This window comes from Bradyrhizobium sp. 197, assembly GCF_023073375.1.
GTDB lineage: Bacteria > Pseudomonadota > Alphaproteobacteria > Rhizobiales > Xanthobacteraceae > Bradyrhizobium.
In genome coordinates, this window is record NZ_JADPJJ010000041.1 from 36,542 (window position 1) to 60,008 (window position 23,467).

The 23,467-nt window shown below is 61.8% G+C and carries 26 protein-coding genes and 1 tRNA gene; 6 read left to right on the forward strand and 21 right to left on the reverse strand.

Annotation, left to right across the window (positions count from 1 at the left end; all coding sequences use genetic code 11):
* Nucleotides 1-2 precede the first annotated feature (2 nt).
* The 10 genes from lptC to IVB27_RS09565 all read right to left on the reverse strand — a co-directional run bounded on the left by lptC (nt 3) and on the right by IVB27_RS09565 (nt 7,116).
* Complete coding sequence (lptC, locus tag IVB27_RS09525) at nt 3-731, reverse strand: LPS export ABC transporter periplasmic protein LptC (RefSeq protein WP_247352750.1); 729 nt, start codon at nt 729-731, stop codon at nt 3-5.
* A 144-nt stretch (nt 732-875) separates the two neighbouring features.
* A complete protein-coding gene (locus IVB27_RS09530) occupies nt 876-1,490 on the reverse strand; it encodes a ribonuclease D (RefSeq protein ID WP_247443137.1) in 615 nt (204 codons plus the stop codon).
* A 194-nt stretch (nt 1,491-1,684) separates the two neighbouring features.
* Nucleotides 1,685-3,175, reverse strand: coding sequence for a hypothetical protein (locus tag IVB27_RS09535; protein ID WP_247352747.1), 1,491 nt, complete (start codon nt 3,173-3,175; stop codon nt 1,685-1,687).
* A gap of 483 nt (nt 3,176-3,658) precedes the next feature.
* The gene (locus tag IVB27_RS09540) at nt 3,659-4,363 is read right to left on the reverse strand and encodes a c-type cytochrome (RefSeq protein WP_247443138.1); all 705 of its coding nucleotides are present in this window, start codon (nt 4,361-4,363) and stop codon (nt 3,659-3,661) included.
* A complete protein-coding gene (locus IVB27_RS42965) occupies nt 4,360-4,494 on the reverse strand; it encodes a hypothetical protein (RefSeq protein WP_256468295.1) in 135 nt (44 codons plus the stop codon). Before IVB27_RS42965 ends, IVB27_RS09540 begins: the two co-directional genes overlap by 4 nt.
* A 36-nt stretch (nt 4,495-4,530) precedes the next feature.
* The gene (locus tag IVB27_RS09545) at nt 4,531-4,764 is read right to left on the reverse strand and encodes a hypothetical protein (protein ID WP_247443139.1); all 234 of its coding nucleotides are present in this window, start codon (nt 4,762-4,764) and stop codon (nt 4,531-4,533) included.
* 135 nt (nt 4,765-4,899) lie between these two features.
* Nucleotides 4,900-5,160, reverse strand: a complete 261-nt coding sequence (locus IVB27_RS09550; protein WP_247443140.1) for a hypothetical protein — start codon at nt 5,158-5,160, stop codon at nt 4,900-4,902.
* 114 nt (nt 5,161-5,274) lie between these two features.
* A complete protein-coding gene (locus IVB27_RS09555) occupies nt 5,275-5,916 on the reverse strand; it encodes a DUF1109 domain-containing protein (RefSeq protein WP_247352739.1) in 642 nt (213 codons plus the stop codon).
* Nucleotides 5,913-6,470, reverse strand: a complete 558-nt coding sequence (locus IVB27_RS09560) for a sigma-70 family RNA polymerase sigma factor (RefSeq protein ID WP_247443141.1) — start codon at nt 6,468-6,470, stop codon at nt 5,913-5,915. The genes IVB27_RS09555 and IVB27_RS09560 overlap by 4 nt, the downstream gene beginning before the upstream one ends.
* A gap of 262 nt (nt 6,471-6,732) precedes the next feature.
* The gene (locus IVB27_RS09565) at nt 6,733-7,116 is read right to left on the reverse strand and encodes a DUF6538 domain-containing protein (RefSeq protein ID WP_247443143.1); all 384 of its coding nucleotides are present in this window, start codon (nt 7,114-7,116) and stop codon (nt 6,733-6,735) included.
* Nucleotides 7,117-7,312: 196 nt separating this feature from the next.
* On the opposite strand from IVB27_RS09565, the gene IVB27_RS09570 reads away from it, so the two are divergent.
* Nucleotides 7,313-8,827, forward strand: coding sequence for a hypothetical protein (locus IVB27_RS09570; RefSeq protein WP_247443144.1), 1,515 nt, complete (start codon nt 7,313-7,315; stop codon nt 8,825-8,827).
* Entirely contained in the window at nt 8,827-9,777 is a 951-nt protein-coding gene (locus tag IVB27_RS09575) for a DNA adenine methylase (protein ID WP_247443146.1), read from the forward strand. The genes IVB27_RS09570 and IVB27_RS09575 overlap by 1 nt, the downstream gene beginning before the upstream one ends.
* Nucleotides 9,778-10,193: 416 nt before the next feature.
* Here the strand turns inward: IVB27_RS09575 and IVB27_RS09580 are convergent, their stop codons facing one another.
* From IVB27_RS09580 to IVB27_RS09615, 8 genes are all read right to left on the reverse strand, one after another.
* Nucleotides 10,194-10,466, reverse strand: a complete 273-nt coding sequence (locus IVB27_RS09580) for a BQ00720 family protein (protein WP_007598581.1) — start codon at nt 10,464-10,466, stop codon at nt 10,194-10,196.
* A gap of 51 nt (nt 10,467-10,517) precedes the next feature.
* Complete coding sequence (locus IVB27_RS09585; protein ID WP_018645065.1) at nt 10,518-10,943, reverse strand: Hsp20 family protein; 426 nt, start codon at nt 10,941-10,943, stop codon at nt 10,518-10,520.
* A gap of 305 nt (nt 10,944-11,248) precedes the next feature.
* Nucleotides 11,249-12,328 (reverse strand): sn-glycerol-3-phosphate import ATP-binding protein UgpC, encoded by a 1,080-nt coding sequence (locus IVB27_RS09590; RefSeq protein ID WP_247443148.1) that lies wholly within the window; start codon nt 12,326-12,328, stop codon nt 11,249-11,251.
* Nucleotides 12,329-12,333: 5 nt separating this feature from the next.
* Nucleotides 12,334-13,182, reverse strand: a complete 849-nt coding sequence (gene ugpE / locus IVB27_RS09595; protein ID WP_247443149.1) for a sn-glycerol-3-phosphate ABC transporter permease UgpE — start codon at nt 13,180-13,182, stop codon at nt 12,334-12,336.
* Complete coding sequence (ugpA, locus tag IVB27_RS09600) at nt 13,182-14,063, reverse strand: sn-glycerol-3-phosphate ABC transporter permease UgpA (protein ID WP_247443150.1); 882 nt, start codon at nt 14,061-14,063, stop codon at nt 13,182-13,184. Before ugpA ends, ugpE begins: the two co-directional genes overlap by 1 nt.
* Nucleotides 14,064-14,110: 47 nt before the next feature.
* Nucleotides 14,111-15,427: a sn-glycerol-3-phosphate ABC transporter substrate-binding protein UgpB gene (ugpB, locus tag IVB27_RS09605; RefSeq protein WP_247443151.1), complete on the reverse strand. Its 1,317-nt coding sequence runs from the start codon at nt 15,425-15,427 to the stop codon at nt 14,111-14,113.
* A 405-nt stretch (nt 15,428-15,832) separates the two neighbouring features.
* A complete protein-coding gene (locus IVB27_RS09610) occupies nt 15,833-17,050 on the reverse strand; it encodes a CaiB/BaiF CoA transferase family protein (RefSeq protein WP_247443152.1) in 1,218 nt (405 codons plus the stop codon).
* A gap of 175 nt (nt 17,051-17,225) precedes the next feature.
* Entirely contained in the window at nt 17,226-17,651 is a 426-nt protein-coding gene (locus tag IVB27_RS09615; protein WP_007598424.1) for an organic hydroperoxide resistance protein, read from the reverse strand.
* Nucleotides 17,652-17,799: 148 nt separating this feature from the next.
* Between IVB27_RS09615 and IVB27_RS09620 the strand changes: the two genes are divergently transcribed.
* Nucleotides 17,800-18,261 carry a MarR family winged helix-turn-helix transcriptional regulator gene (locus IVB27_RS09620; RefSeq protein ID WP_247352774.1) on the forward strand — a complete coding sequence of 154 codons (462 nt, stop codon included), beginning with the start codon at nt 17,800-17,802 and terminating at the stop codon, nt 18,259-18,261.
* Between the two features lie 16 nt (nt 18,262-18,277).
* Here IVB27_RS09620 and IVB27_RS09625 read toward each other — a convergent pair whose 3' ends face one another.
* From IVB27_RS09625 to IVB27_RS09635, 3 genes are all read right to left on the reverse strand, one after another.
* Nucleotides 18,278-18,520, reverse strand: coding sequence for a GIY-YIG nuclease family protein (locus IVB27_RS09625; protein ID WP_247443153.1), 243 nt, complete (start codon nt 18,518-18,520; stop codon nt 18,278-18,280).
* Nucleotides 18,521-18,655: 135 nt separating this feature from the next.
* A tRNA-Ala gene (locus tag IVB27_RS09630) sits at nt 18,656-18,731 on the reverse strand.
* Between the two features lie 66 nt (nt 18,732-18,797).
* Complete coding sequence (locus IVB27_RS09635; RefSeq protein WP_247352776.1) at nt 18,798-19,208, reverse strand: TIGR02300 family protein; 411 nt, start codon at nt 19,206-19,208, stop codon at nt 18,798-18,800.
* 112 nt (nt 19,209-19,320) lie between these two features.
* Here IVB27_RS09635 and aroA point away from each other — a divergent pair, with 112 nt between their 5' ends.
* The 3 genes from aroA (at nt 19,321) to rpsA (ending at nt 23,311) form a co-directional block, all read left to right on the forward strand.
* Nucleotides 19,321-20,706 carry a 3-phosphoshikimate 1-carboxyvinyltransferase gene (gene aroA / locus IVB27_RS09640; RefSeq protein WP_524536475.1) on the forward strand — a complete coding sequence of 462 codons (1,386 nt, stop codon included), beginning with the start codon at nt 19,321-19,323 and terminating at the stop codon, nt 20,704-20,706.
* Nucleotides 20,703-21,341 carry a (d)CMP kinase gene (gene cmk / locus IVB27_RS09645; RefSeq protein ID WP_247443157.1) on the forward strand — a complete coding sequence of 213 codons (639 nt, stop codon included), beginning with the start codon at nt 20,703-20,705 and terminating at the stop codon, nt 21,339-21,341. Before aroA ends, cmk begins: the two co-directional genes overlap by 4 nt.
* 263 nt (nt 21,342-21,604) lie before the next feature.
* Complete coding sequence (gene rpsA, locus IVB27_RS09650) at nt 21,605-23,311, forward strand: 30S ribosomal protein S1 (protein ID WP_247352781.1); 1,707 nt, start codon at nt 21,605-21,607, stop codon at nt 23,309-23,311.
* Nucleotides 23,312-23,467: the final 156 nt, after the last annotated feature.

The following is a 23,467-nucleotide window of genomic DNA, read 5'->3' on the forward strand; positions in this document are numbered from 1 at the left end:
AATCACTTTGAATTGGCAGACTTGTTCTGCGGCGTGCGTGTCTTCGCTGGCGGCGCAGGCTCGGGGGGCACAGGCTGAGCGGCGGCAGGATCGTCCAGCTTGTCGAGATGCATCACCACATTGCCCTCGAAGCGGATGACATCGCCGCCGTCCGTGATCCGCAGCCGATCGGCGGTCAGCGTGCCGTTGGTCAGCTTGACGTCGACATGCTCATCCGACGAGACCGTGCCCTTGCCCATATCGACGAAGGCCGAGTTCAGCCGCGCCTCGTAGCCGGTCGAGGTGCGCAGGAAGATGTCCTTGTGCAGGTCGAGCTGCTGCTGCTTGTTGTCGAACCGTCCGGTGCGGGCATCGAGGAACAGGGTCGATTGGTCTTCCATCAACACTTTCGCGCGCAAATCATGGAGATCGACATGGTCGGGATCGGTGATGTCCTGTGTCGCGGTCTTGGCCCAGAGCTCGTAGGGCCGCTGGTCCGGGGTGAAGCCGGACATATGCGGCGATTCCATCGTGATCTTGGTGCCTGTCACCACGAGGTTTCCGGAGTCGAGCTTCACCGGGATCTTGAAGGGATTGAGGAAGGTTGACACGGCCACGATCACAGCCATGGCCACGGCCACCGTCGTCGGCACCGCGATGCGCAGAATCCGCACCAGGCGGCTGTGGCGAGCCGCGCCGGCGAACTTCGCCGCAAGCGCGGCGTCATAGGTGGGATTATGGGCCGAATTCACCTGGGCTCCTGAGGTATCGCTCGCCTTGTCCGGTTGACGGGCGCCCCATTGTAGCCGGCAACGCCAAAATATGCAGCCGGCGACAGGCCGTCAGGAAAGTGACCGAAACGGGGCGACCGCCCAACCCAGCCGCCACGCGAAGCTCTAGGAATGCGCGAAAATGTCCTCTTCGGCCCAGCCCTGGAGGTCGAGCAGAGCGCGGGTCGGCAGGAAGTCGAAACAGGCTTTTGCCAGCGCGGTGCGGCCTTCCCGCGCCAGCATGGCATCGAGCCGCTCGCGCAAGCCGTGCAGATGGAGCACGTCGGAGGCGGCGTAGGCGAGCTGCGGCTCGGTCAGGCTGTCGGAACCCCAATCGCTCGATTGCTGCTGCTTGGAGAGATCGACATTGAGCACCTCGCGCACGAGGTCCTTGAGGCCATGGCGGTCGGTATAGGTGCGGATCAGGCGGGAGGCGATCTTGGTGCAGTAAATCGGCCCGGTCATGACGCCAAACGCCTGGTAGAGCACCGCGACGTCGAACCGCGCAAAGTGGAAGATCTTCGTGATCGCGGGATTGGCCAGCAGGGCCTTCAGGTTCGGCGCGTCGGTATGCCCCTTGGGTATCTGCACCACGTCTGCGCTGCCGTCGCCGGGCGAGAGCTGCACCACGCAGAGCCGGTCGCGGTGCGGGTTCAAGCCCATGGTCTCGGTGTCGATCGCCACCGCTCCGGTGTAGCGGGACAGATCGGGCAGGTCGCCGCGGTGCAGGCGTACGGTCATGGCGTTTCAAACCTCAATCGAATCGGTGCGCTTTCGCAGGCTAATACCCGCGACAGACGCTGGCGAGGGCCGGCCGCGATGTATCCGCTGGCAGCCGTCGGCGCAAGCATCAGGCGCAGCTGGGCATACAGAGCTGCGGCGCTGCTCGTCATTATCGTTTGTCATTGTCTTTTGGCATCGCCGGCAAAACCGGATCAAGGCCGGACGTAAACGGTCTCGTAGGCGCCGGTGTATTGCTCGCGCCAGCCTCGGCGCTCCACGAGAAAGTGCCGCAGCTGGTCGTGCGCCTTGACCCATAGCACGGCGTCGATCCGGTATTTGTCGAGCACCATGTCCCACGCGGCTTCGTCGATCTCCCAGCTCACCAGCTTGAAATAGTCGCGCAGCAGATCATCCGGATAGGCCGTTGCGGCGCGGCCGTCGACGAACAGGGGGACAGTTCCGTGCGTCGCGAAAATCAGGTAACCGCCGACGTTCCAATTGTTCAGCACCCGCTGACCTGCGAGGTATTTTTGCAGATAGCCGGCATCTTCGGTCGACAGCATCTGCGGAAGTGCGAGCGCCGGCGCAACGCGTAAGTAGACCATCGGCAGGGTGCACAGACCGACGATGCCGGCGGCAAGCAACGGTCCACGCAGATCGAGACCCGTGAGACGTTCCGGCAGCAAGCGGCTGAGGTGAAGCGCCATCGGCGCGGTCGAGAAGATGAAGAAGAAGGCGATGTACCTGAACTGATACAGCCCCAGAATCAGGAACAGCCATGACATCAATCTCGGTTCGAGCGGGATCGGCCTGGAGTTTCTGTAGCGCAGTTCGAGCGCAACGAAGGCCAGCATGTACAGGATGCCGGGAATGCTGCCGGGCATTTCCATGTTGTGATAGTAGGACAGCCATTCGCCGATATTGCCCTGGACGAAGTGCCCCATCGTCGCGGCAGCACCGGCATAGATATTCCAGCCGAGCGGGTTGACGAATGTCGCGGCAAGACACCCGATTCCGGTGAGCGCAACGATCCTGAGCTCGGCCCAGGCCGCTCTGAGCAAGGCGGCGCCGAAGAAAACGCCGATCACGAAGAAGCCGAGCAGAAAGCCGCCGTGCAGATTGGCCCAGAGCGCCATCAACACGGGAAGCACGAACCATCGCGTTCGTCTCAGGCACTCGCGGTAGAACACGACGCAGAACAACATCGTGCATGTATTCGGCGAGACCGCGAGATACATGTTCGGCGAAGCTTCGTAGGCGGGATAGAGCAGGCAGGCAAAGAAGACCGAGACGCAAACCGCGATCGCCGATGCGCCGTAGCCAAGAGAGATCGCAGTCAGGGTGCCGACGATCGCCGCGCCACAGGCCACCGTCAGCACGACGAGGCCGCCAAAGCCCGCGTATTGAAACGTCGCACTGGCAAGCGCGTCCCAGAGCCAGGACAGATTGAACCACGGCTTGTCGCCGTGGGTGAACGACCAGGTGTCCTGGGGCGGGATAGCGTTGCTGTCCCGGATCAGATCTCCGGCCGCCAGATGCCAGCCCAGATCGTAGTGACCGAGCAGAAGCGGCGCGTTCAAGACGTAGAACAGGCAAATGAACGAGATCAGGAATAGATAAATTCCCGATCTCAGAAAAAACGGGCTGATCGCGTTCGCAACCTTGTCGAATGCCGACGCGCGCCAGACCTGGTGCTGATCCACCGCTTCCCTCACGACAAAGCGAGCCCGACGGCTCTGCGTGCTCGCCGACCGCCGGTTGCGAGCCTGACCGCTGACTTAGGCCAAGTTGTCTAAAGTGGAGTAAATTCGGATGGCGCAATCGGGGGTACCAGCGGACGAAATTCGGCGCGGCGGCAGGTTTCCGAGGTCCCCAACCAGCTGTTTTCTTGAAAATACCGATGCAGGCCGGCTCAAGCCGGGTTCTGGCGTGTTCGATCGGCTCGAAGCCAAACTGGCGGCGCAAGCGGACCGCAACTGATCCTCACCGTCGCCGCGCCCAGGAAAGGATTGGATCGCCCCCGCCGAAAAAGCCCCATTTTGCTGGGATTTTGAACCGCTCGGTGGACGATTGTGTACCGCTCTTGCGTACCGAAAGACAAGGTGAGTCATTTCGATCCGTCAAGCACCTGGACGCCAGCTTCCCGAACCTGCGCCTTGACCGGGACTTGCGTGCCGCAATCGGCTTTAGCATCCGGCTTTGATCGTGTTGCTGATCTCATCGGGTGCGGCAAAAATCACGTCCGCCCGGTCGCCCATCATGCCCGCGGGAACCAACGCCGGCGCGCCACTTTGCGGGCCGTCTTTGCCAGAATCAGTTTTCAAGCGCAGGTTGCGTTCCCAAAAGGCGCGGGTCTTGCCATCGGCAGTGGTCACTCGGTAGGTATCGCGACAATAGGTGATCGCCTTCACCTGCATGTTCGCTTCCATATTTTTCAAATTGGGATCGGGACCGCCGCCCATCATCCCGCCCATGCCTCCCATTTGCCCTTGAGCGGTCACCTGCGGTGCGGCGCCTGGCTTGGTCGCCTCTTTCAGGAAGGCGAGCAGGTCTGCACGGTCCTGGGGGTTCTTGATGCCGTTGAACGGCATTTCGTTGCCCGGCACCATGCGGTCGGGATCGGTCAACCAGCCGTCCAGCGAGCGATCGTCCCAGATGATGCCGGACGATTTGAGCACATCGGAATAGCGCTCGAAGCTCGGTAGCGATCCGGCCTTGCGTCCCCACAGACCGGCAAGGCTCGGCCCCGTCATGTTTCGGTCGGGTTCAAGCGAATGGCAAGGGGCGCACATGCGGAAACTCCGTTGGCCTCGCGCGACGTTGTCGTGCTGGGCAAACGAGGGCGATGCAAATGCAATCGTCGAAAGCCCAATGACAATGAGTTTGTTCATTGCCGATCGTCCTTGCTTCTCGTGCGAAGGTACTTAATCAGCGCCGCGGCCGCCAGGATTAAGACGATCACGACCAGCAACCAGACGAGGCCCATACCCCACATCATCCCAGGCATCATATTGTCCATCATAGGCTCACCTCGAACATCTTGCGGGGCAACGCGGCTCTACCTGCAAGCGGCGCGCTTCATGCACATCAGCATCATGAATGCGCACGGCAGCGACGCCATGATGCGAAATGTTTCGGCGCCGGTCAGCCAATTCCAGTTCCAGGCGACACTCAGAGACGCCGCCGCTGCGAAAACCAGATACAGCGGCATCCGATAGCGGGCGACATGGTTGCCCAGAGTGACGCTCAGTGAATTCGCAGCGCTAGTAGTGATGTGGTGATCCAAAGTCATAAAATGCCCTTTCCTATTGCAGCGAGAACCAAAGGCGAGGGGTTTGCGGAGCGTCGATCACGACCCACAACTCCCTAGCACTTGGCCAGCAGCCGTGGTTGCGCTGCGATGTTGGCAAGCTCTGCGTGGACGACGTCAACGCCCCTTCGGACCGCCGTGATACTGGAACGCCGGGTTGGCAACGCCGCCGATGGCGGGTGCCCAACGTGACGCGGCGCGATCGTAGGCGAACGCGGCGTTGAGGTCGGTCTGCGATCCCGCCCTGATCGGCGCGCTCCGTTTGGCTTCGTTCGGCCAATAGCTCTTATCGGTGATGGTCGAGCCCGCCTGCGCCGTCGCGGAGATCGCCAAGAGCGGCAACAAGAGACAAATCGTGAGAAGGTGCTTGGTCGACATGTTCCGGCTCCATGATGTTGGAAGCACCGTGATGTGCGCTTCTGGTCATGAGTTCGGAGTCAAATGTCAGCCGGTTACACGCTCACGCCGACGTGAAACCACTTGATCGGTTACTCACCAGCGCAACAGCCGTGGTCCCAACGCCGCGCCTGCCAGTGTGCACAGCACAATCGTTCCGCCGTACCAGACGGCAATAAATGGCAGCGAATCTTCCGTGCAGTGAAGCGCATAAGCTATTGCGCTTGCACCTCCCGCTATGAGCCCCGCGAACGCGCCGGCGCGTCGAAGATTTGTGGGCGCACCTTTGCGCACGGCCCAAATTGAAACGGCAAAGGGGACGATCGCAATGACCGGAATGGAGAGGAGGCATTCCAGCCATTCATCCCCCACGATCATCCGGTCCCAATGCGCGCGGGGCGCCGCCCCTAGGCTGACGGCGGCAAGAGCCACAATGACGAGAAACGGCACCGCGACGAGGAAGGGCGAAATTTTTTGTTCCCCGCCGGGGCGGGCCAGCCTCGTCAAGTAAACCAGCGCGAGACCGACGACCCCGATTGCGAATGCGAGCTTTATGGCGAGAAAAGCCAGCGCGCGGGTCGTCGCCAAGTCGGCGCGGAAGCCCAAGCCGGCAAAGGCGATGCCAAGCGCCACGGTTGTCCCTGCGGCGATTGCGATGGACAGCGTGCGAACGACCGCGTTGCGGTCGACCGGCTCGACGTTTGTACTCAGGAGCGCGACCAGATCATCCGTTTTCATGTTCGGGTTTCCCGCGCAATTAATGCGGCCAGCGTTTTGAGCCCACGGTGGATGTTTACTTTTACGCCCGACTCGGAGAGCCCACATCTCCTCGCGGCTTCCGCTACGTTTAATCCGTCGAGTTTCACAGCCTTGATCGCGCATTGCATGCCTTCGGGCAGCCGCTCGATCAGCCGCCTTACGTCATACGTGCTTTCTGTACCGGCATGGTCATCATCCGCCATGACCTCGTCGGCCGCATCGATCGGCACGTCGGCAAGCGACCCACGGTTCCGACGCAGAAAATCGATCAGTTTGTAGCGCGCGATGGCGTGCACCCAAGGCGTCAACGGCTCCCGCGGATCATAGGTATGCCGTTTGATGTGGACCGCCAACACTGCTTCCTGAACCAGATCTTCAGCCTCCGATGTATCCCTGCCGATCGCTGCGAGCTTAGCCTTGTAATAGCCGCGCAGGCGGCGGCTCAACTGGTCGAGCAGCGAGCGGTGTGACGCCGCATCACCTTTCAGGCTCGCAAGCATCAGGGCCTTAAGTTCAATTTCCAGGGGCGTCATGCCCTGTCTCATTAGTTCGGCGGCCCTGCGGATTTGGTTACAGTCTCAGCGTCGGGCCGCAAAAATCGGGGCTAGGTCTGGACGGTTGGCTCAACGAGTTTGAACTCGTAATCCTTGATCCCGGCAGGGCGGAAGTCACGATTTCGCCAGACGCCTATCAGGAAAGTCATAACTCACCCAGCATGCGGGCGACAGCGGTCTGACCCGGAACGATCGGCTCGACGTCCCTTATTCGCCCCCTCCGCACCACGCGATTGAAGGCCTAGTGAGCTATCCAAACGTCGTTCGAGCCATGATCATCATCCTGGAATGCCTCGACGTAGAGCTCATGGATGGCACGCGACAGACCAAGCAGCTGCTTGTGCGTGAGCGGTTGCGGCCCGGCGCGGATTGTCGCGAACACCTTGTTCAACTCCGCTAGCGCCACGCTCCTCCAGAACCGCGCCACATCATCGTCGCGGGTACGCAGAGAGAATTTGATCTCTGCGTCGATCGTCGTGGTCGCGATGAAGGGCCGGCTGAACATGAACTCTGGAAACTGGATCAGGACGCGCCGGTTCATCGCGCCGCGCGCCAGGACATCGGCGGGCGTTCTGACTCGAAAGATATGGCTGGAAGAGTCAGCCCGAGAAGTGATGTAGGCCATTCCAAACGTCACCAGCGCTGTGTCCCGGTTTTGTGTACCGGTCAGCGGCTCGAATTCCCTGCAAATCAGCAATTTCAATCGCTTAGGGAAAGGGTGGTGCCCAGGAAAGGATTGGCTGCGCAGACCTTCAAGGCACTGATTTCTATAGCAGTTTCTTGACCCTGTCGAGATGTTGTTACACAGTCCCGTTGCGCACTTGGGCAAGCTCCTGCCTCGGCGCCGCCGCACGGCTAGCACCTTCGTCTTGTGGACGAGCATCAGTGTCCGCTTCAATATCCCGCAACCGGCAGTTGCCTCGGCAGGCGGGATCGTGTTTCGTCAGCGATGGGGGGCGCTCATCATGTATGCCGGTTTTAAGCTCGTTGACCTTCAGCTCGAAGATATCGATCTGGATGACAAGAATCCGCGTATCGTCTCGCAGACCGCATTGACCACGCAGGCGGCTATTCTGGCCTATCTCTACGAGAACGAGGAGCTGGAAGCCTTCATCAAGCGGATTGCGTCGGAGGGCCACAACGTAGGGGCAGAGCGGCCTTACGTTATCAAGAAGGGCTCCCGCTATGTCGTCATCGAGGGCAATACGCGCATAGCGGCCTACAAAGTCCTCACCGGCCTTATGAAGCCGCCCAAAGACTATGCCGATTCTGTCCCGCACGTCTCCGAGGCCCTGAAGAAAGTCCTCCAGACCGTCGCATGCACGCTTGCCCCGGACCGCGCCACATTGATGCCCGTGATGGCAGGCGCTCATTTTGGCAGGGGCGACAAATCCCAATGGGGCTATCTCGGGAGCAGGCAGGCGATCTACAATGAGTGGAAGTCCGATAAATCCCTTGCGAAGATCGCCAAGGTTTTCAGACTCACGCAAGGAGAGGTGAAGGACCTCATTCTTGAATATCAGCTATATCTGAAGGCGCTATCGCTCAATTGGACGCCGAAGGAGAAAGACGTTCTCCTCAAACCGAACGTTGCCTTCAATCCTCCCGTTCGCTTCTTGCAGACCAGCGGCCACAAGACCAAGATGGGCATCACCTACGATGCTGCCAATCTAAAGGTCGTGTTCGCTTCGGGCGCCGACAAGAAATTCAAGCACCTCATCAAGAAGCTTGTCATCAATCCCGAGCGTGGATTGGGCGCGACCGCGTCATACGACAGTGTGTTCTCTGACTACGATGAAACCGGCTCCGGCTCAAAGGCATCAAAAACGAAGGGCGGCGAAAAGAAGACCGGAAGCGCAGGCGGCACGGGAGGGGGATCATCAGGCGGAGGCTCCTCTGGAGGCAGCTCCGGTGGAGGAGCGACCGGTGGAACATCCACACCTAAGCCCGGCGCCCTCTTCGGATATCAGCCGAAGAAGATGAATAGCGGGCTGATTACGCAGCTGCTCAAGGAAGCCAAAGAGATCAACTCGAAAAAATTCCCCGCCGCCGCGACCTTCTTGCTACGCAATATCGTCGAATCCATTCTGAAACACATCATTGATGAGCAGGGCGGCAACAAGCTCGGGAAGTCGCACGACTTGGAGAGCGCTCTCAATCACATTGCGAGCAATGCCATCACGCTTCCCTCAGGTGATAAGAAAATATTAGCGGAGTTCAAGAAGGATCACCTCGCGTATTTGAACCTTGGGGCGCATGGAAACGTGATCCCAAACGAGACGCGTCTGGCGGCCGCTCGGGATTCCGTCGATCAGTTTGTAAAGAAGTATGTGTAATGATTGGCTCGCCACTTCGATATCCGGGCGGGAAGGCGAAGCTTTTCCCATTCTTCGTCGAGTTAATCAGAGAGAATAAGCTTTTCGGCCGCGACTATTGCGAACCGTATGCGGGCGGTGCCGGCTTAGCGATTCGGCTTCTCACGAACGGCTTCGTCGATAAGGTCTCAATCAACGACATAGATCCGTCGATTTACGCGTTTTGGATGTCGGCCCTGTTCGACACCGAGAAGTTCTGCCGCCTGATCGCCAAGACGCCTATCACCATTGACCAATGGTATCAGCAGCAAGAGGTCTGGCAAAACGGTGACCTCGACAACAAGCTCGCGCTTGGCTTCTCCGCTTACTTCCTCAATCGAACGAATCGCTCGGGCATCATAGAAGGCGCAGGTCCGATTGGCGGGTTCGAACAAAAGGGGAAGTGGAAGATCGACGTTAGATTGGTCAAAGACCGGCAAATCCAGAACTTGAAGGCCCTGGCCCGATACTCAAATCAGATCGAGGTCACGAACCTAGACGCGATGGATTTCCTCCAGAAGGTTCTGAGCAATCCAAACGCCCTGACCTATCTGGACCCGCCCTATTACGTCAAAGGGCACAAGCTCTATAAAAACTTCTATCAACCGAAAGACCACGAGGAAATTGCTGAGGCGCTCCGCAAGAAGCGCCGCGTTAACTGGGTGGTCTCATATGACGACGTGCCGGAAATTCGGTCTGTCTATTCCACGTTCGATCCAATTACTTATTTGCTGAATTACAGTGCGGGCGAAAAGTCTGAAGGTCCCGAGGTCATCTTCCTCAGCGACAGCCTCAAAGCACCAACGATAACCGGCTTTGACGCTCATCACTCTCGACGGCCCGCCCGGAAAAAGCGAGCCACAACTGGCAAGAAGGTCTCGGCCTCAAAGGTCCGCAACCGGCCGAAAACTGCGCGAAGGTCGAAAATCTAAGAGGTCACCTCGTGGCGTCGGCTGCGAGCTTCCCCCCCATCCCCCCATCAATTTCTGACACATCGTTCAGGCCGCGTCCCAGAGTTCGGCCCTCTGCGCTCCGTGCGGCCACCAGCACTCAAAAAGCGCGCGCTATCACCGCCGTTGCGTGAGTCGTTTTGACTCAGGCGGCCCCTCTTGCCGGGCGGTTCTTCCCAAAAATATGGTGACAACGCTCTTCGGCTAAGTTTTTGGCAGCTGTCATCGCGAGAGCAATAGCTGTGAAGCGCAAGTGGCCGAGGCTGAAGGGCCCACGGCTCGATCGAGCCAATCTGAAGCGGTTTCGGCTCTGGAAAAATGCATGTCCAAAACAAACGGGCACGCCTTCGTCCGAAGGCATGCCCACTTGAAACTCTATTCGTGCGACGCGCGCGTGCTCAGTGCACGCTCACCGCTTGCAGCTCGTTGCTCCAGGCGTTTGCGATCGCGGCTTCGCGGCTGTCGGTCAGCATGATCGGCGTGCCGTCGGCGGCGTGGAGCGCGAAAAGCTTGAGGCCCGGCGCGATCTTCGGGGCTTCGGGAAACAGGCCCGGCACATCCTCCGAGCGGATCTGCTTCACATAGGCGATATGGCCTTCGCCGAGGGTTGCCAGTGTCTCGGGAGAGACGTTCTTGGCTTCGTATTCGAACGCAACATGACCTTCACTCATGGTCTCGACTCCTCTCTCGAAACTAAGCGGTCGAGTCCGCTACTCGTTCCATTATTCGTGCTCATTGATAGCGATTGTCTTAACGATCCTCTCCGGTTCAGGCCGGGCAAGATCGACCGACAACAGCCCGTTTTTCAGATCCGCACCCAGCACCAGCATCCCCTCCGCCAGCACGAAGGTGCGCTGGAAATGGCGCGCGGCGATGCCGCGATGGATGTATTGCCGGGACTTGTCGTCCTGCTGCCGCCCGCGAATGACGAGCTGGTTTTCCTCAATGGTTACATCGAGTTGGTCGCGGGTGAATCCGGCGACCGCCAGCGTGATTCGCAAACGCTCGGGCTGGCCGTCCGACCGGTCACACCTCTCGATATTGTAGGGAGGATAGCCGTCGGCGCCTTTGACGACCCGATCAAGCACGCGCTCGATCTCGTCGAAACCCAAAAGGAACGGACTGGAAAGCGTGGGAACACGAGACATAGTTTACAAAGTCCTCTCGAAGCGACTTTGGTGCATCAGGGCCCGTCAAGGCACCCCTTGGTCAGCAATATGGTCATATCCCCGTGTGGGTTCAAGGACGTAGCTGGAATGGCCGGAGGCCAGGAGCTTCCGCTCGCCTGCGTTCCGCCATCCACGATCTTGCCCGCGCCACTGAGACCGTGGATGCCCGCGACAAGGCCGGCACGACGAATTTGCGGGCCTATTTATCTCAACGAAAACAGACCCCCGGCTACTGTGCATGGGGTTGTTTTCGCGTTTTTTAATCGGCGGACCCGTGGAACCGGTCAGGCCTCGATCCGCGTCCGCCCGTCGCCGCTGAAAAGATGCAGCTTCGCCCGCATTGCTGCGACGCGGATCCTCTCACCGATCGGCGGTGCCTCGGAGCCGGGAATGCGGACGATGACCTCGCCGGGCGGCAGCTCGCCGGGGGTGGCTGCGACGCGCTGCTCGTCCTGCTGCCGCGTGCCGTAGACAAAGGTCTCCGCGCCGACGCGCTCGATCGCTTCCACGGTGAGCGGCAGCGCGATGCCGCCGGCCGGGGTCTGGTCGGTGATGACAAAATCTTCCGGACGGATGCCGAGGATGCCGGCCTCGGTGCTGCCGAGCTGCGATTTGATCTCCTCGGCGCGAATCGACATCAGATTCATCGGCGGCGCGCCGATGAAGGAGGCGACGAAGGTCGTCGCCGGCTTCTCGTAGATCGCCAGGGGATTGCCGACCTGCTCGACCTGGCCGCCGTTCATCACCACGAGGACGTCGGCGAGTGTCATCGCCTCCAGCTGATCGTGGGTGACGTAGATCGACGTCGTGTTGAGCCGGCGCTGCAATTTGCGGATCTCGACCCGCATCGCGATGCGCAGCTTTGCATCGAGGTTCGACAGCGGTTCGTCGAACAAGAACACCTTCGGCTGGCGCACGATGGCGCGGCCCATGGCGACGCGCTGGCGCTGACCACCGGAGAGCTGGCGCGGCTTGCGCTCCAGCATCGGCGACAGTTCGAGCACGCGCGCGGCTTCCTCGACGCGGGTCTTGACCTCGGCCTCCTTCATGCCGCGGTTGCGCAGGCCGTAAGCCATGTTGTTGAAGACGCTCATATGCGGATAGAGCGCGTAGTTCTGGAACACCATCGCGATGTCGCGGTCGGCGGGCTCGACCTGGTTGACGATTCGGCCGCCGATGTCGATCTCGCCGCCGGTGACGGTTTCGAGACCCGCGACCATGCGCAGCAATGTCGACTTGCCGCAGCCGGAAGGACCGACCAGCACGCAGAATTGTCCGTCGCCGACATCGACGTTGACGCCCTTGATGGCCTCGAAGCCGCCGGGATAGGTCTTGCGGACGTTGCGCAGGGTAACGTTAGCCATGGGATTTACTTTTCCGTCTCCACGAGTCCGCGCACGAACAATTTCTGCATGGCGACGACGACGAACACCGGCGGCAGCATCGCCAGCACGGCGGTCGCCATCACGATCGGCCATTCGGTCAGCGCGTCGGTGGTGGTGATCATCTTGCGGATGCCGACCTGGATGGTCTGCATGTCGTCGCGCGTGGTGATCAGCAGCGGCCAGAGATACTGATTCCAGCCGAGGATGAAGAGGATCACGAACAGCGCCGCCATGTTGGTGCGCGACAGCGGCAGCAGCGTATCCCAGAAGAAGCGCAGGGGACCGGCACCGTCGAGGCGCGACGCCTCCAGCAGCTCGTCCGGCACCGTCATGAAGAACTGGCGAAACAGCAGCGTCGCGGTGGCTGAGGCGATCAGCGGCAGCGCCAGGCCCGCATAGCTGTCGAGCATGTGGAGGTCGGCGACGATCTTGTAAGTCGGATAGATTCGCACCTCGACCGGCAGCATCAGGGTGATGAAGATGATCCAGAAGATCGGCATCCGGAACGGAAAGCGGAAATACACGATCGCATAGGCCGAGATGATCGAGATCGCGATCTTGCCCACCGCGATCAGCAGCGCCATCACCAGCGAGTTCAGCATCATGTTGCCGACGGGCTCGCGGGTCGAGCCGCTCGTGCCGACAAAGATGGTCTGGTAGTAGACCTCGAAGAAATGGCCGCCCGGCAGCAGCGACATCTGCCCGTTCGCGATCAGCGCGTTGTCCTGGGTCGAGGCGACGAACGCGATGTAGACGGGGAAGGCGACGATCGCGATCCCGATCCACAAAATGGCGTGAGCGACGTAGCGCCGAAAGCCCTCTTCCTCGACCATCAGTAGGTCACCTTGCGTTCGACGAAGCGGAACTGGATTCCGGTCAGCACGATCACCATGACCATCAGGATCACCGATTGCGCCGCGGAGCTGCCGAGATTGCCGCCGAGCAGGCCGTCGGAATAGACCTTGTAGACCAGCGTGACCGTCGACGTTCCCGGACCGCCGCGGGTCATGGTGTCGATGATGCCGAATGTATCGAAGAAGGCGTAGACAATGTTGACGACCAGCAGGAAGAAGATAGTCGGCGACAACAGCGGGAAAGTCACGGTCCAGAAGCGACGCATCGGACGCGCGCCGTCGATCGCGGCTGCCTCGAACACGCTCTTCGGAATCGCTTGCAGGCCGGCGAGAAAGAACAGGAAATTATAGGAGATCTGCTTCCACGCGGCGGCAAGGATGATCAGCGCCGCGGCCTGATCGCCGTCGAGCAGCGGATTCCAGTCGATGCCGGCTTCGCGCAGATAGCGCGAGAGGACGCCGAGCGAGGGATGCAGCATGAAGATCCAGAGCACGCCGACGACGGGCGGCGCGACGGCGTAGGGCCAGATCAGCAGCGTGCGATACAGCGAGCCGCCGCGCATCGGCTTGTCCGCCATGACCGCCAGCAGCAGGGCCACGGAGAGCGAAGAGACCGCGATCGCGAACGAGAAGAAGAAGGTCCGGACGATCGCCTCGAAATAGGCGGCGTCACTGAAAAGATCGAGATAATTGTCGAACCAGACGAAGCTGGTCGAGAGACCGAAGGCGTCCTGGAGCAGGAAGGACTGAATGACAGCCTGCGCAGCCGGCCAGTAGAAAAAGATCAGGACGATCGCAAGCTGCGGCGCAACCAGCGCGTAGGGCAATAGCCTTGATTGGAAAATGGCTTGCTTCTGCATGATGTCAGCTGAGCGGCAGGCCGGGTCGCGACCTGCCGCTCATCGCCTCACTTGACGGCGGTCTTTTCGAACTGACGCAGCATCGTGTTGCCGCGCTCGACGGCGGCATCGAGCGCCTGCTTGGCGGTCTTCTTGCCAGCCAGCGCCTGCTCGATCTCTTCCGACCAGACGTCACGCAGCTGAACCATGTTGCCGAGGCGCAGACCGCGCGAATTCTCGGTCGGCTCCTTGTTGGTCAGCTCGAGCAGCGGGGTCTCGAGGTAGGGTTGGTCCTTGTAGAACCCTTCTTCCTTCGCCTTGGCGTAGGCCGCCTTGGTGATCGGCAGATAGCCCGAGGCCTTGTGGATGTAGATCTGGCGGTCGGTGTCGGAGAGGAATGTCATGAACTTCGCAATGCCCTTGTACTCGTCGGCCGACTTGCCGCCCATGACCCAGAGCGAGGCGCCGCCGATGATCGAGTTCTGCGGCGCGCCCTTGACGTCCGGATAATACGGCATCGGCGCCGCGGTGAAGTTGAACTTGGCCTGCGCCTTGACGTTGCCGAAGAAGGCCGACGAGGTCAGGTAGATCGCGCACTCACCCGAAGTGAAGCGGCCTTCGCCTGTGTTGGTGCGACCGGCGTAGTCGTAAGTCTTGTCTTTTTGCAGCTCGACCAGCTTCTCGAGATGCTTGACCTGGAGCGGACCGTTGAACTCGAGCTTGGTGTCGAAGCCGTCGAGGCCGTTGGCTTTACTGGAGAGCGGCACGTTGTGCCAGGCCGAGAGCTGTTCGAGATTGACCCAGGTGACCCAGGAGTTGGAGAAGCCGCAGGTCGGATGGCCGTTGTCGTGGAGCTTCTTGGCGGCTGCGAACGTCTCGGGCCAGGTCTTCGGGATCTCGACGCCGACCTTCTTGAGCTCGTCGAGGTTCACCCACATGACGGTCGACGACGAGTTGAAGGGGAACGACAGCATCTCGCCCTTGGAGGTCGAGTAATAGCCGCTGATCGCGGGCAGATATGCCTTGGGATCGAATTTCTCGCCGGCCTCGGCCATCAGCTTGTAGACGGGCTTCACGGCGCCGGTCGCCGCCATCATGGTCGCGGTGCCGACTTCGAAGACCTGCATGATGTGGGGCGCGTTGCCGGCGCGGAAGGCCGCGATGCCGGCGTTCATCGTATCGGCGTAGTTGCCCTTGTAGGTCGGGATCACCTTGTAGTCGGTCTGCGCCGCGTTGAAGTCGGTGGCGAGCTTGACGATGACGTCGTTGTTGGCGCCGGTCATCGCGTGCCACCACTGGATTTCGGTCACGGCCAAGGCCGGCGAGGCCGACATTCCAACCGTGAGTGCAACAGCGGCAGCCGCTCCAAAGTGTCGAAGAGCCATCAAGTAAACCTCCCTTGGCCGTCAAAATTGATCGCTTGCGCTAGCAGCGCCATATGACGTTCACATGACTGTGTAAGCGGCCGAAACGAAAGCGGCAAGCGCTGGAAAAGGGAAGCTGTCAAATAGGCGAATGCGCAGCGGGCAGGTTTCTTCGTTCGCGGTGCAGCATTCGGGAGTGATGGGTTGGGTCGCTGCGTCGTCAGCAGAATAGCGCGAGGCAGACGCTCGGCCCGCGGGCTCCAACCTCTCCCGCTTGCGGGAGAGGTCGGCGCAACGCGCCGGATGAGGGCTCTCTCCTCTTGGGGAGTCTCACTGCGGAGGCACCCTCTCCCCAACCCTCTCCCGCAAGCGGGCGAGGGAGCGCACCTTCCTTGCGGCGCGTTGTCAGTTCAATAGCGTCACGCCTCAGCGCTTGCGCTCGGGGCCGCAGACCGTGCCCTGCTCGACCATCGCGTCGATCTCGGACTTGGAGTAGCCGAACTCGCCCAGCACCTCGGCCGAGTGCTGGCTGAATTTCGGCGGCAGGCGGCGCAGGCTCGGTTTGCTGCGATCAAGCCGGATCGGCGACGCCACGCCCTTGTACCAGTCCTTCTCGATGATATCGCCGCGGGCGATGGTGTGCGGGTTGGTCAGCGCCTGGTCGATCTTCTGCACGGGGCCTGCGGGCAGGCCCGCGGCGAGGAGGCGATTGCACAGCGGCTCGGCCTCGTGCTGGCTGAACACGGCGGCGAGCTCGGCGCGCAGCGCTTCGCGATTGGCGATGCGGTCCTTGTTGCGGGCAAAGCGCGGATCGGTGCCGAGTTCGGGCTTGTCGATCTCCTTGGCAAGCTTGCGGAAGGTGCCGTCATTGCCGACGCCGATGAAGATGTCGTCGGTCCTGGTCGGGAAGATCGCGTAAGGCACGAGGTTGGGATGCTCGTTGCCGGTCAGCAACGGCGGCTTGCCATGCATGAAATAATTCGCGGTGTGCGGGTGCATGATGGCGAGACCGGTCTCGTACAGCGTCGTCTCCAGGAACTGGCCCAGGCCCGAGCGCTGCCGCTCCGACAGCGCCATCAGGATGCCGATCGCCGCATAGAGGCCGGTGCCGATGTCGACCAGCGGCACGCCGATCCGCATCGGTCCGCTCTCGGGCGAGCCGGTCGCCGCGATCATGCCGGTCATGGCCTGGATGATGGCGTCATAGCCGGGATTGCCGCCGCGCGGGCCGTCGGCGCCGAAGCCGCAGATCCGGCAGTGCACCAGGCGCGGGAATTTCTCGCGCAGCACCTCGCTGCCGATGCCCCATTTCTCCAGCGTGCCCGGCTTGAAGTTCTCGATCAGGACGTCGGCGGTTTCCAGCATCTTGAGCAGCACGAGGCGACCGCCCTCGGAGGCGAGGTCGAGGCCGATCGAGCGCTTGTTGCGGTTGATGCCGATGAAATAGGCCGCGTCTTCCTCGTGGAAGGGAGGGCCCCAGTCGCGCACCTCGTCGCCTGCGGGCGGCTCGACCTTGATCACGTCGGCGCCGTGGTCGGCGAGGATCTGGGTGCAATAGGGACCGCCGAGCACGCGCGTGAGATCGATGACGCGCAGGCCGCTCATTGCGCCCGTGGCAGCTCCAGAACTCGCGGCTTCAGTCATGCCTTCGCTTCCCCTGTGTCGATATTGATCACAGGCCTAGCGAGGTTCGTCTGAGCCAGCAATAGCTTGTTGCTGGGGGCCGCATGCGCCGCGGCTGCGCCATCCCGCCGAATGGCAAATCAAACGGAAGCGGCCGGCCCGAGGAGGATCCCGGGCCAGCCAATCCAATCGACGATCAGACGACCGTCAGGCGGACGTCGACATTGCCGCGCGTCGCGTTGGAATAGGGGCACACCTGGTGAGCCTTCTCGACCAGTGCCTCGGCTTCGGCACGGGCAAGGCCCGGCAGCGATACGGCAAGGTCGATGTCGAGACCGAAGCCGCCGGCCGCGCGCGGGCCAATGCCGACGGTCGAGGTCACGGAGGCGTCAGCCGGAACCTTCGGCCCGCCCTGCGAGGATACGAATTTCATCGCGCCGATGAAGCAGGCGGCATAGCCTGCCGCAAACAGCTGCTCGGGATTGTTGCCGGCGCCGCCGCCGCCGCCGAGTTCCTTCGGCGTGGTGAGCTTGACGTCGAGCGCGCCGTCGAGGGTCGCAGCATGGCCGTCGCGGCCGCCGGTGGCTTTTGCGCTGGTCTTGTAGAGGACGTTCACGGACATTTTGGTCTCCTGGGTTTTCGCTGGTGCAATCTTTATCGCAGGCATTAGATTGCGCGCAATTTAAATTACGGAGCCTCACATTTAATTGTTCGCAATTGAATGTGCCGCCGGCCGGCCCCAGAATGGAGCAAGCCTCGTGAGATTCTCTATGCCCCGGAAATCATCGGCAGCGGACCAGCCGCTGCGCCTCGACAACCAGATCTGCTTCGCGGTCTATTCGGCCGCGCATGCCTTCAACCGCGTCTACAAGCCGCTGCTGGACCGGCTCGGCCTGACCTATCCGCAATATCTGGTCATGCTGGTGCTGTGGGAGCGCGACGACGTGCCGGTGAAGGACATCGGCGAAAAGCTGTTCCTGGATTCGGGCACGCTGACGCCGCTGCTCAAGCGACTCGAAGCCGCCCACCTCGTCAAGCGCACGCGCTCGCGCGAGGACGAACGTCAGGTCCTGATCGCGCTAACGGCGCAGGGCCACGCCTTGAAGGACAAGGCGCGCGCCGTGCCGCAATCGATCCTGGCAGCGTCGGACTGCTCGGTCTCGGAACTGGTCACGATGAAGGACGAGATCGTCGCGCTGCGCGACCGGCTCAATGCGGTGATCGGGGAGTAGGGTTAGGTTTACGTGCTTAGGACAGCCGCTTCTTCGTGAATGCTCGGCCGGAGTGAGACTTCAGGTACGCTTCAAAAGCGAGCGCTTTGTACTTGTCAGGGAAGGCGCAGTACCAGATCAGCTTCCAAGGCTTAAACTTGGCGGTGTGGGTGGATTTGCCAGCATTGTGCTCTGGAATCCGCCGCTTCAGATTTTCCGTGGCCCCAACGTATTCCTGCTCGGGAAATTCGATGCTGCGGAGGATGTAGACGTACCACATTGACGATTATCGCCTGGGCGGCCGCTGCGTGGGAATGTCACCAGTCCGTCTTCGCCCTTCGGGCTTCGCCGGACACCACGCTTCGCCCTTCGGGCTGTGCGCGGCTGCGCCACGCGTAGCCCGAAGGGCGAAGCGTGGTGGAGCCAGGCGGGATCGAACCGCCGACCTCTTGCATGCCATGCAAGCGCTCTCCCAGCTGAGCTATGGCCCCTTAACCGTCCGACGCGCCGTGGGCGACGCGTCGGGAAAGACCCAGAACCACAGTTCTGGGATTATCTCAAGTCTCTTCATCACCGGTGACATCACCAATGATGTCGGTGACGTCCTCATCGCCCTCTTCGTCGTCGGCGATAAAGGTCGAATCATCGTCATCGTCGTCGTCGATGGTCTCGTCGGCCTCGATGTCGTCCTCGGATTCGGGCACGACGGCCTTGACCTTGCCGGTGTTCTCCTCGGCATCGGCCTCCTCGAGCGAGACTTCCTCGACTTCCGCCGGCTCCGGCTTGGTGTCGGCGGCTGCTGCCGCGTGGCGGGCTTCGGCGCCGCGAGGCGCGCGAGCCGGCGCCACGGGCGCGATCGGCACGACCTCACCGGTGTACGGCGAGATCACCGGACTCTTGTTGAGGTCATAGAACTTCTTGCCCGTGGTCGGGCAAATACGTTTGGTTCCGAGTTCGGACTTGGCCACGGCAGAGGAATCCTGGAAATGTCTGAAAAGCGGTGTTTCACTTGGCTAGTTGGCGGCCCGCTGTCAATAGCGCATTACGGGAGAACGACATGCCCGTGACGGCGGAGAGACCATGTGGTACCTGCCCGCGAGCCCAGAGGGCACATCCAAGGACACAATCTTGACCCATTCCGACAAGCCGACGCCGCTTCAGTCGCGCGCCAGCGGCCCCCTGACCGGAAAAGTACGGGTGCCTGGGGACAAGTCGATCTCCCACCGTGCCCTCATCCTGGGCGCGCTCGCGGTTGGAGAGACCAGGATCTCGGGCCTCCTTGAGGGCGAGGACGTCCTCAACACCGCAAAAGCCATGGAAGCGCTCGGCGCCCGGGTCGAGCGCATAAGTGATTTCACCTGGACGGTGAACGGCGTGGGTGTTGCGGGCTTCGCCGAGCCCAAGGCGCCGCTGGATTTCGGCAACTCCGGCACCGGCTGCCGGCTGGTCATGGGCGCCGTCGCCGGCTGCCCGATCTCGGCGGTGTTCGACGGCGATGCCTCGCTGCGCAGCCGGCCCATGCGCCGGATCCTGGACCCATTGGAAAAGATGGGCGCGAAGGTCGCCTCCGTTGGCGAGGGCGGCCGTCTGCCGCTGACTGTCCAGGGCGCGCGCGATCCGCTGCCGATCACCTACGAGACCCCGGTCGCCTCGGCCCAGATCAAATCCGCCGTGCTGCTCGCGGGCCTGGCCGCGCCGGGCACCACCACGGTCATCGAGACCGAGGCCAGCCGCGACCATACCGAGCTGATGCTGAAGCACTTTGGCGCCGAGATCAGCTCGGCGCAGGAGGGCCAGCACGGCCGCCGCATCACGCTCGTTGGTCAACCTGAGCTGCATGGCGCCAATGTCGTCGTGCCCGCCGATCCCTCATCGGCGGCGTTTCCCATTGTTGCTGCGCTGATCGTCGAAGGCTCCGACGTCGTCCTGTCCGACGTCATGACCAATCCGCTGCGCACCGGCCTGTTCACGACGCTGCGCGAAATGGGTGCCTCGATCGAGGCGAGCGAGGTGCGTGGCGACGCCGGCGAGCCGATGGCGAAGCTGCGCGTGCGCGCTTCGAAATTGCGTGGTGTTGTGGTGCCGCCGGAGCGCGCGCCCGCGATGATCGACGAATATCTGGTGCTGGCGGTGGCGGCCGCCTTCGCCGAGGGCACGACCATCATGCGCGGCCTCCAGGAGCTGCGCGTCAAGGAATCCGATCGTCTCGAAGCCACCGCCGCCATGCTCCGCGTCAACGGCGTGAAGGTCGAGGTCTCCGGCGACGACCTGATCGTCGAAGGCCGCGGCCACGTCCCCGGCGGCGGTCTCGTCGCCACCCACATGGATCATCGCATCGCCATGTCCGCGCTGGTGATGGGCTGCGCGTCCGACCAGCCCGTGACCATCGACGACACCGCCTTCATCGCCACCAGTTTCCCGGATTTCATTCCGATGATGCGTTCGCTTGGGGCCGAATTTTCATGATCATCGCCATCGACGGGCCCGCGGCGTCGGGCAAGGGCACGCTCGGCAAGCGTCTTGCCCACCATTACGGCTACCGTCACCTCGATACCGGCGTGATCTATCGCGCGGTGGCCTATTCGCTGATGCAGTCCGGGCATGATCTCAGGGACGAGGCGGCGGCGGTCGCGGCAGCGTTGGAACTCGATCCCGAAAAGTTCGGCAATCCCGCCCTGAAGACCCAGAAGGCCGGCGAGGGCGCTTCCATCGTCTCGGCGATCCCCAAAGTCCGCGAGGCCCTGGTCGGTTTTCAGCGGCAATTCGCCGCCGATCCGCCCGGCGCCGTGCTCGATGGGCGGGATATTGGAACCGTGATTTGCCCCCATGCCGACGTGAAGATCTTCGTCGTCGCCGACCCCATGGTGCGCGCCCGCCGCCGGACCATGGAGGCCAAGGCGCGGGGCGAGGAGGCCGACGAGGCGGCCGTGCTCGCCGACATCATCCAGCGCGACGAGCGCGACAAGAACCGGCCGATTGCGCCGTTAAAGCCGGCCGCGGATGCTTACTTGCTAGATAACTCCCAACTGGATATAGAAGGCGGCGTCCGGGCCGCCATCGACATTATCGAGGCCGTCCGAGCGGGCCGGTCGCGGGGTTAAGCCGCTGCCGTCATTGGAGGAAGCGCCCGCTCCCGCTCTTTGAGGTCGATACTTCGGTCCCTGTTCGGGACCGACGCGATCAGGCTCCGGACAAAGATTTCCACGTATCGAATGCGCGGGCCTCAGCCGGCCCGCTTCCGCTGTTCCGGTGCCAGGCCGGGGCAACGAGCGGTCGCTCGAAGGTTCTGCGGACCTTCCGACACTGCGCGTACGATGCGCCCATGAACCCAACGGCCGGCACGACATCCGCAACTGGAGAACAAATGGCTTCGACTTCTGCTGATACCTATAGCCCGTCGCGCGACGATTTCGCCGCGATGCTCGACGAGTCCTTCGCAGGTGGCAACCTGCAGGAAAGCTCAGTCATCAAGGGCAAGGTTGTTGCAATCGAAAAGGACATGGCCGTCATCGACGTCGGCCTGAAGACCGAGGGCCGCGTCGCCCTGCGCGAATTTTCCGGCCCCGGCCGTGAGAGCGAACTCAAGGTCGGCGACGAGGTGGAAGTGTTCCTCGATCGCATCGAGAACGCCCTCGGCGAAGCCGTGCTGTCGCGCGACAAAGCGCGCCGCGAAGAGAGCTGGGGCAAGCTCGAGAAGGCTTTCCAGAACAACGAGAAGGTCAACGGCGTCATCTTCAACCAGGTTAAGGGCGGCTTCACCGTCGACCTCGACGGTGCCGTGGCCTTCCTGCCGCGTTCGCAGGTCGATATCCGTCCGATCCGCGACGTTGCGCCGCTGATGAACAACTCGCAGCCGTTCCAGATCCTCAAGATGGACCGCCGCCGCGGCAACATCGTCGTGTCCCGCCGCACGGTTCTCGAAGAGACCCGCGCCGAGCAGCGCCAGGAGCTGGTGCAGAACCTCGAAGAGGGTCAGGTCATCGACGGCGTGGTCAAGAACATCACCGATTACGGTGCGTTCGTTGATCTCGGCGGCATCGACGGTCTGCTGCACGTCACCGATATCGCGTGGCGCCGCGTCAATCATCCGACCGAGGTGCTCTCGATCGGCCAGACCGTGAAGGTCAAGATCATCAAGATCAACCACGAGACGCACCGCATCTCGCTGGGCATGAAGCAGCTGCTGGACGATCCGTGGCAGGGCATCGAAGCCAAGTACCCGCTGGGGTCTCGCTTCACCGGCCGCGTCACCAACATCACCGACTACGGTGCGTTCGTCGAGCTCGAGCCGGGCATCGAAGGCCTGATCCACGTCTCCGAGATGTCGTGGACCAAGAAGAACATGCACCCCGGCAAGATCGTTTCGACCTCGCAGGAAGTCGAAGTGCAGGTGCTGGAAGTCGATTCCGTCAAGCGCCGCATCTCGCTCGGCCTCAAGCAGACCATGCGCAACCCGTGGGAGGTCTTCGTCGAAGGTCACCCGACCGGTTCGACGGTCGAGGGCGAGGTCAAGAACAAGACCGAGTTCGGTCTGTTCCTGGGCCTCGAGGGCGACGTCGACGGCATGGTCCATCTCTCCGACCTCGACTGGAAGGTTCCGGGCGAGCAGGTGATCGACAACTACAAGAAGGGCGACATGGTGAAGGCCGTGGTGCTCGATGTGGACGTCGAGAAGGAGCGTATCTCGCTCGGCATCAAGCAGCTCGAAGGCGACCCCTTCGCCGAGCCGGGCGATGTCAAGAAGGGCGCGGTCGTGACCTGCGAAGTGCTCGAAGTGAAGGAGGGCGGCATCGAGGTGAAGATCATCGGTACCGACTTCGCCACTTTCGTGAAGCGCTCGGAGCTCGCCCGTGACCGCAACGATCAGCGCACCGAACGTTTCGCCGTCGGCGAGAAGGTCGATGCCCGCGTGATCCAGTTCGACAAGAAGGCCCGCAAGGTCCAGGTGTCGATCAAGGCGCTCGAAGTCGCCGAAGAGAAGGAAGCCATCGCGCAATACGGCTCCTCCGATTCGGGAGCGACGCTCGGCGACATCCTCGGCACCGCGCTCAAGAACCGCGACACCAAATAAGCGAAACGTACGTTTCGCTGCATCAAAGCCCCGGCGCAAGCCGGGGCTTTTTTTGTGGTGTGCCGAGTATGAACGACAGCTTGGAGGTGGAAGTCCTCTATCCAGCCTGATGGCGGCGAAGGATTAGCGAAGCGCAAGGGCGTCATCGTGAGGTGG

Excerpts from the sequence above, each read along its gene's own strand:
- IVB27_RS09620 (WP_247352774.1), top strand. The coding sequence starts at position 17,800 with ATGCCCCGGAAATCATCGGCAGCGGACCAGCCGCTGCGCCTCGACAAC.
- IVB27_RS09565 (WP_247443143.1), bottom strand. The coding sequence starts at position 7,116 with ATGGCCTACATCACTTCTCGGGCTGACTCTTCCAGCCATATCTTTCGA.
- rpsA (WP_247352781.1), top strand. The coding sequence starts at position 21,605 with ATGGCTTCGACTTCTGCTGATACCTATAGCCCGTCGCGCGACGATTTC.
- IVB27_RS09555 (WP_247352739.1), bottom strand. The coding sequence starts at position 5,916 with ATGAAAACGGATGATCTGGTCGCGCTCCTGAGTACAAACGTCGAGCCG.
- IVB27_RS09550 (WP_247443140.1), bottom strand. The coding sequence starts at position 5,160 with ATGTCGACCAAGCACCTTCTCACGATTTGTCTCTTGTTGCCGCTCTTG.
- IVB27_RS09610 (WP_247443152.1), bottom strand. The coding sequence starts at position 17,050 with ATGACTGAAGCCGCGAGTTCTGGAGCTGCCACGGGCGCAATGAGCGGC.
- IVB27_RS09575 (WP_247443146.1), top strand. The coding sequence starts at position 8,827 with ATGATTGGCTCGCCACTTCGATATCCGGGCGGGAAGGCGAAGCTTTTC.
- ugpB (WP_247443151.1), bottom strand. The coding sequence starts at position 15,427 with ATGGCTCTTCGACACTTTGGAGCGGCTGCCGCTGTTGCACTCACGGTT.
- ugpE (WP_247443149.1), bottom strand. The coding sequence starts at position 13,182 with ATGGTCGAGGAAGAGGGCTTTCGGCGCTACGTCGCTCACGCCATTTTG.
- IVB27_RS09560 (WP_247443141.1), bottom strand. The coding sequence starts at position 6,470 with ATGACGCCCCTGGAAATTGAACTTAAGGCCCTGATGCTTGCGAGCCTG.
- cmk (WP_247443157.1), top strand. The coding sequence starts at position 20,703 with ATGATCATCGCCATCGACGGGCCCGCGGCGTCGGGCAAGGGCACGCTC.
- IVB27_RS09530 (WP_247443137.1), bottom strand. The coding sequence starts at position 1,490 with ATGACCGTACGCCTGCACCGCGGCGACCTGCCCGATCTGTCCCGCTAC.
- IVB27_RS09580 (WP_007598581.1), bottom strand. The coding sequence starts at position 10,466 with ATGAGTGAAGGTCATGTTGCGTTCGAATACGAAGCCAAGAACGTCTCT.
- aroA (WP_524536475.1), top strand. The coding sequence starts at position 19,321 with ATGTGGTACCTGCCCGCGAGCCCAGAGGGCACATCCAAGGACACAATC.
- IVB27_RS09540 (WP_247443138.1), bottom strand. The coding sequence starts at position 4,363 with ATGAACAAACTCATTGTCATTGGGCTTTCGACGATTGCATTTGCATCG.
- IVB27_RS09545 (WP_247443139.1), bottom strand. The coding sequence starts at position 4,764 with ATGACTTTGGATCACCACATCACTACTAGCGCTGCGAATTCACTGAGC.
- IVB27_RS09615 (WP_007598424.1), bottom strand. The coding sequence starts at position 17,651 with ATGTCCGTGAACGTCCTCTACAAGACCAGCGCAAAAGCCACCGGCGGC.
- IVB27_RS09590 (WP_247443148.1), bottom strand. The coding sequence starts at position 12,328 with ATGGCTAACGTTACCCTGCGCAACGTCCGCAAGACCTATCCCGGCGGC.
- ugpA (WP_247443150.1), bottom strand. The coding sequence starts at position 14,063 with ATGCAGAAGCAAGCCATTTTCCAATCAAGGCTATTGCCCTACGCGCTG.
- IVB27_RS09625 (WP_247443153.1), bottom strand. The coding sequence starts at position 18,520 with ATGTGGTACGTCTACATCCTCCGCAGCATCGAATTTCCCGAGCAGGAA.
- IVB27_RS42965 (WP_256468295.1), bottom strand. The coding sequence starts at position 4,494 with ATGATGGACAATATGATGCCTGGGATGATGTGGGGTATGGGCCTCGTC.
- IVB27_RS09585 (WP_018645065.1), bottom strand. The coding sequence starts at position 10,943 with ATGTCTCGTGTTCCCACGCTTTCCAGTCCGTTCCTTTTGGGTTTCGAC.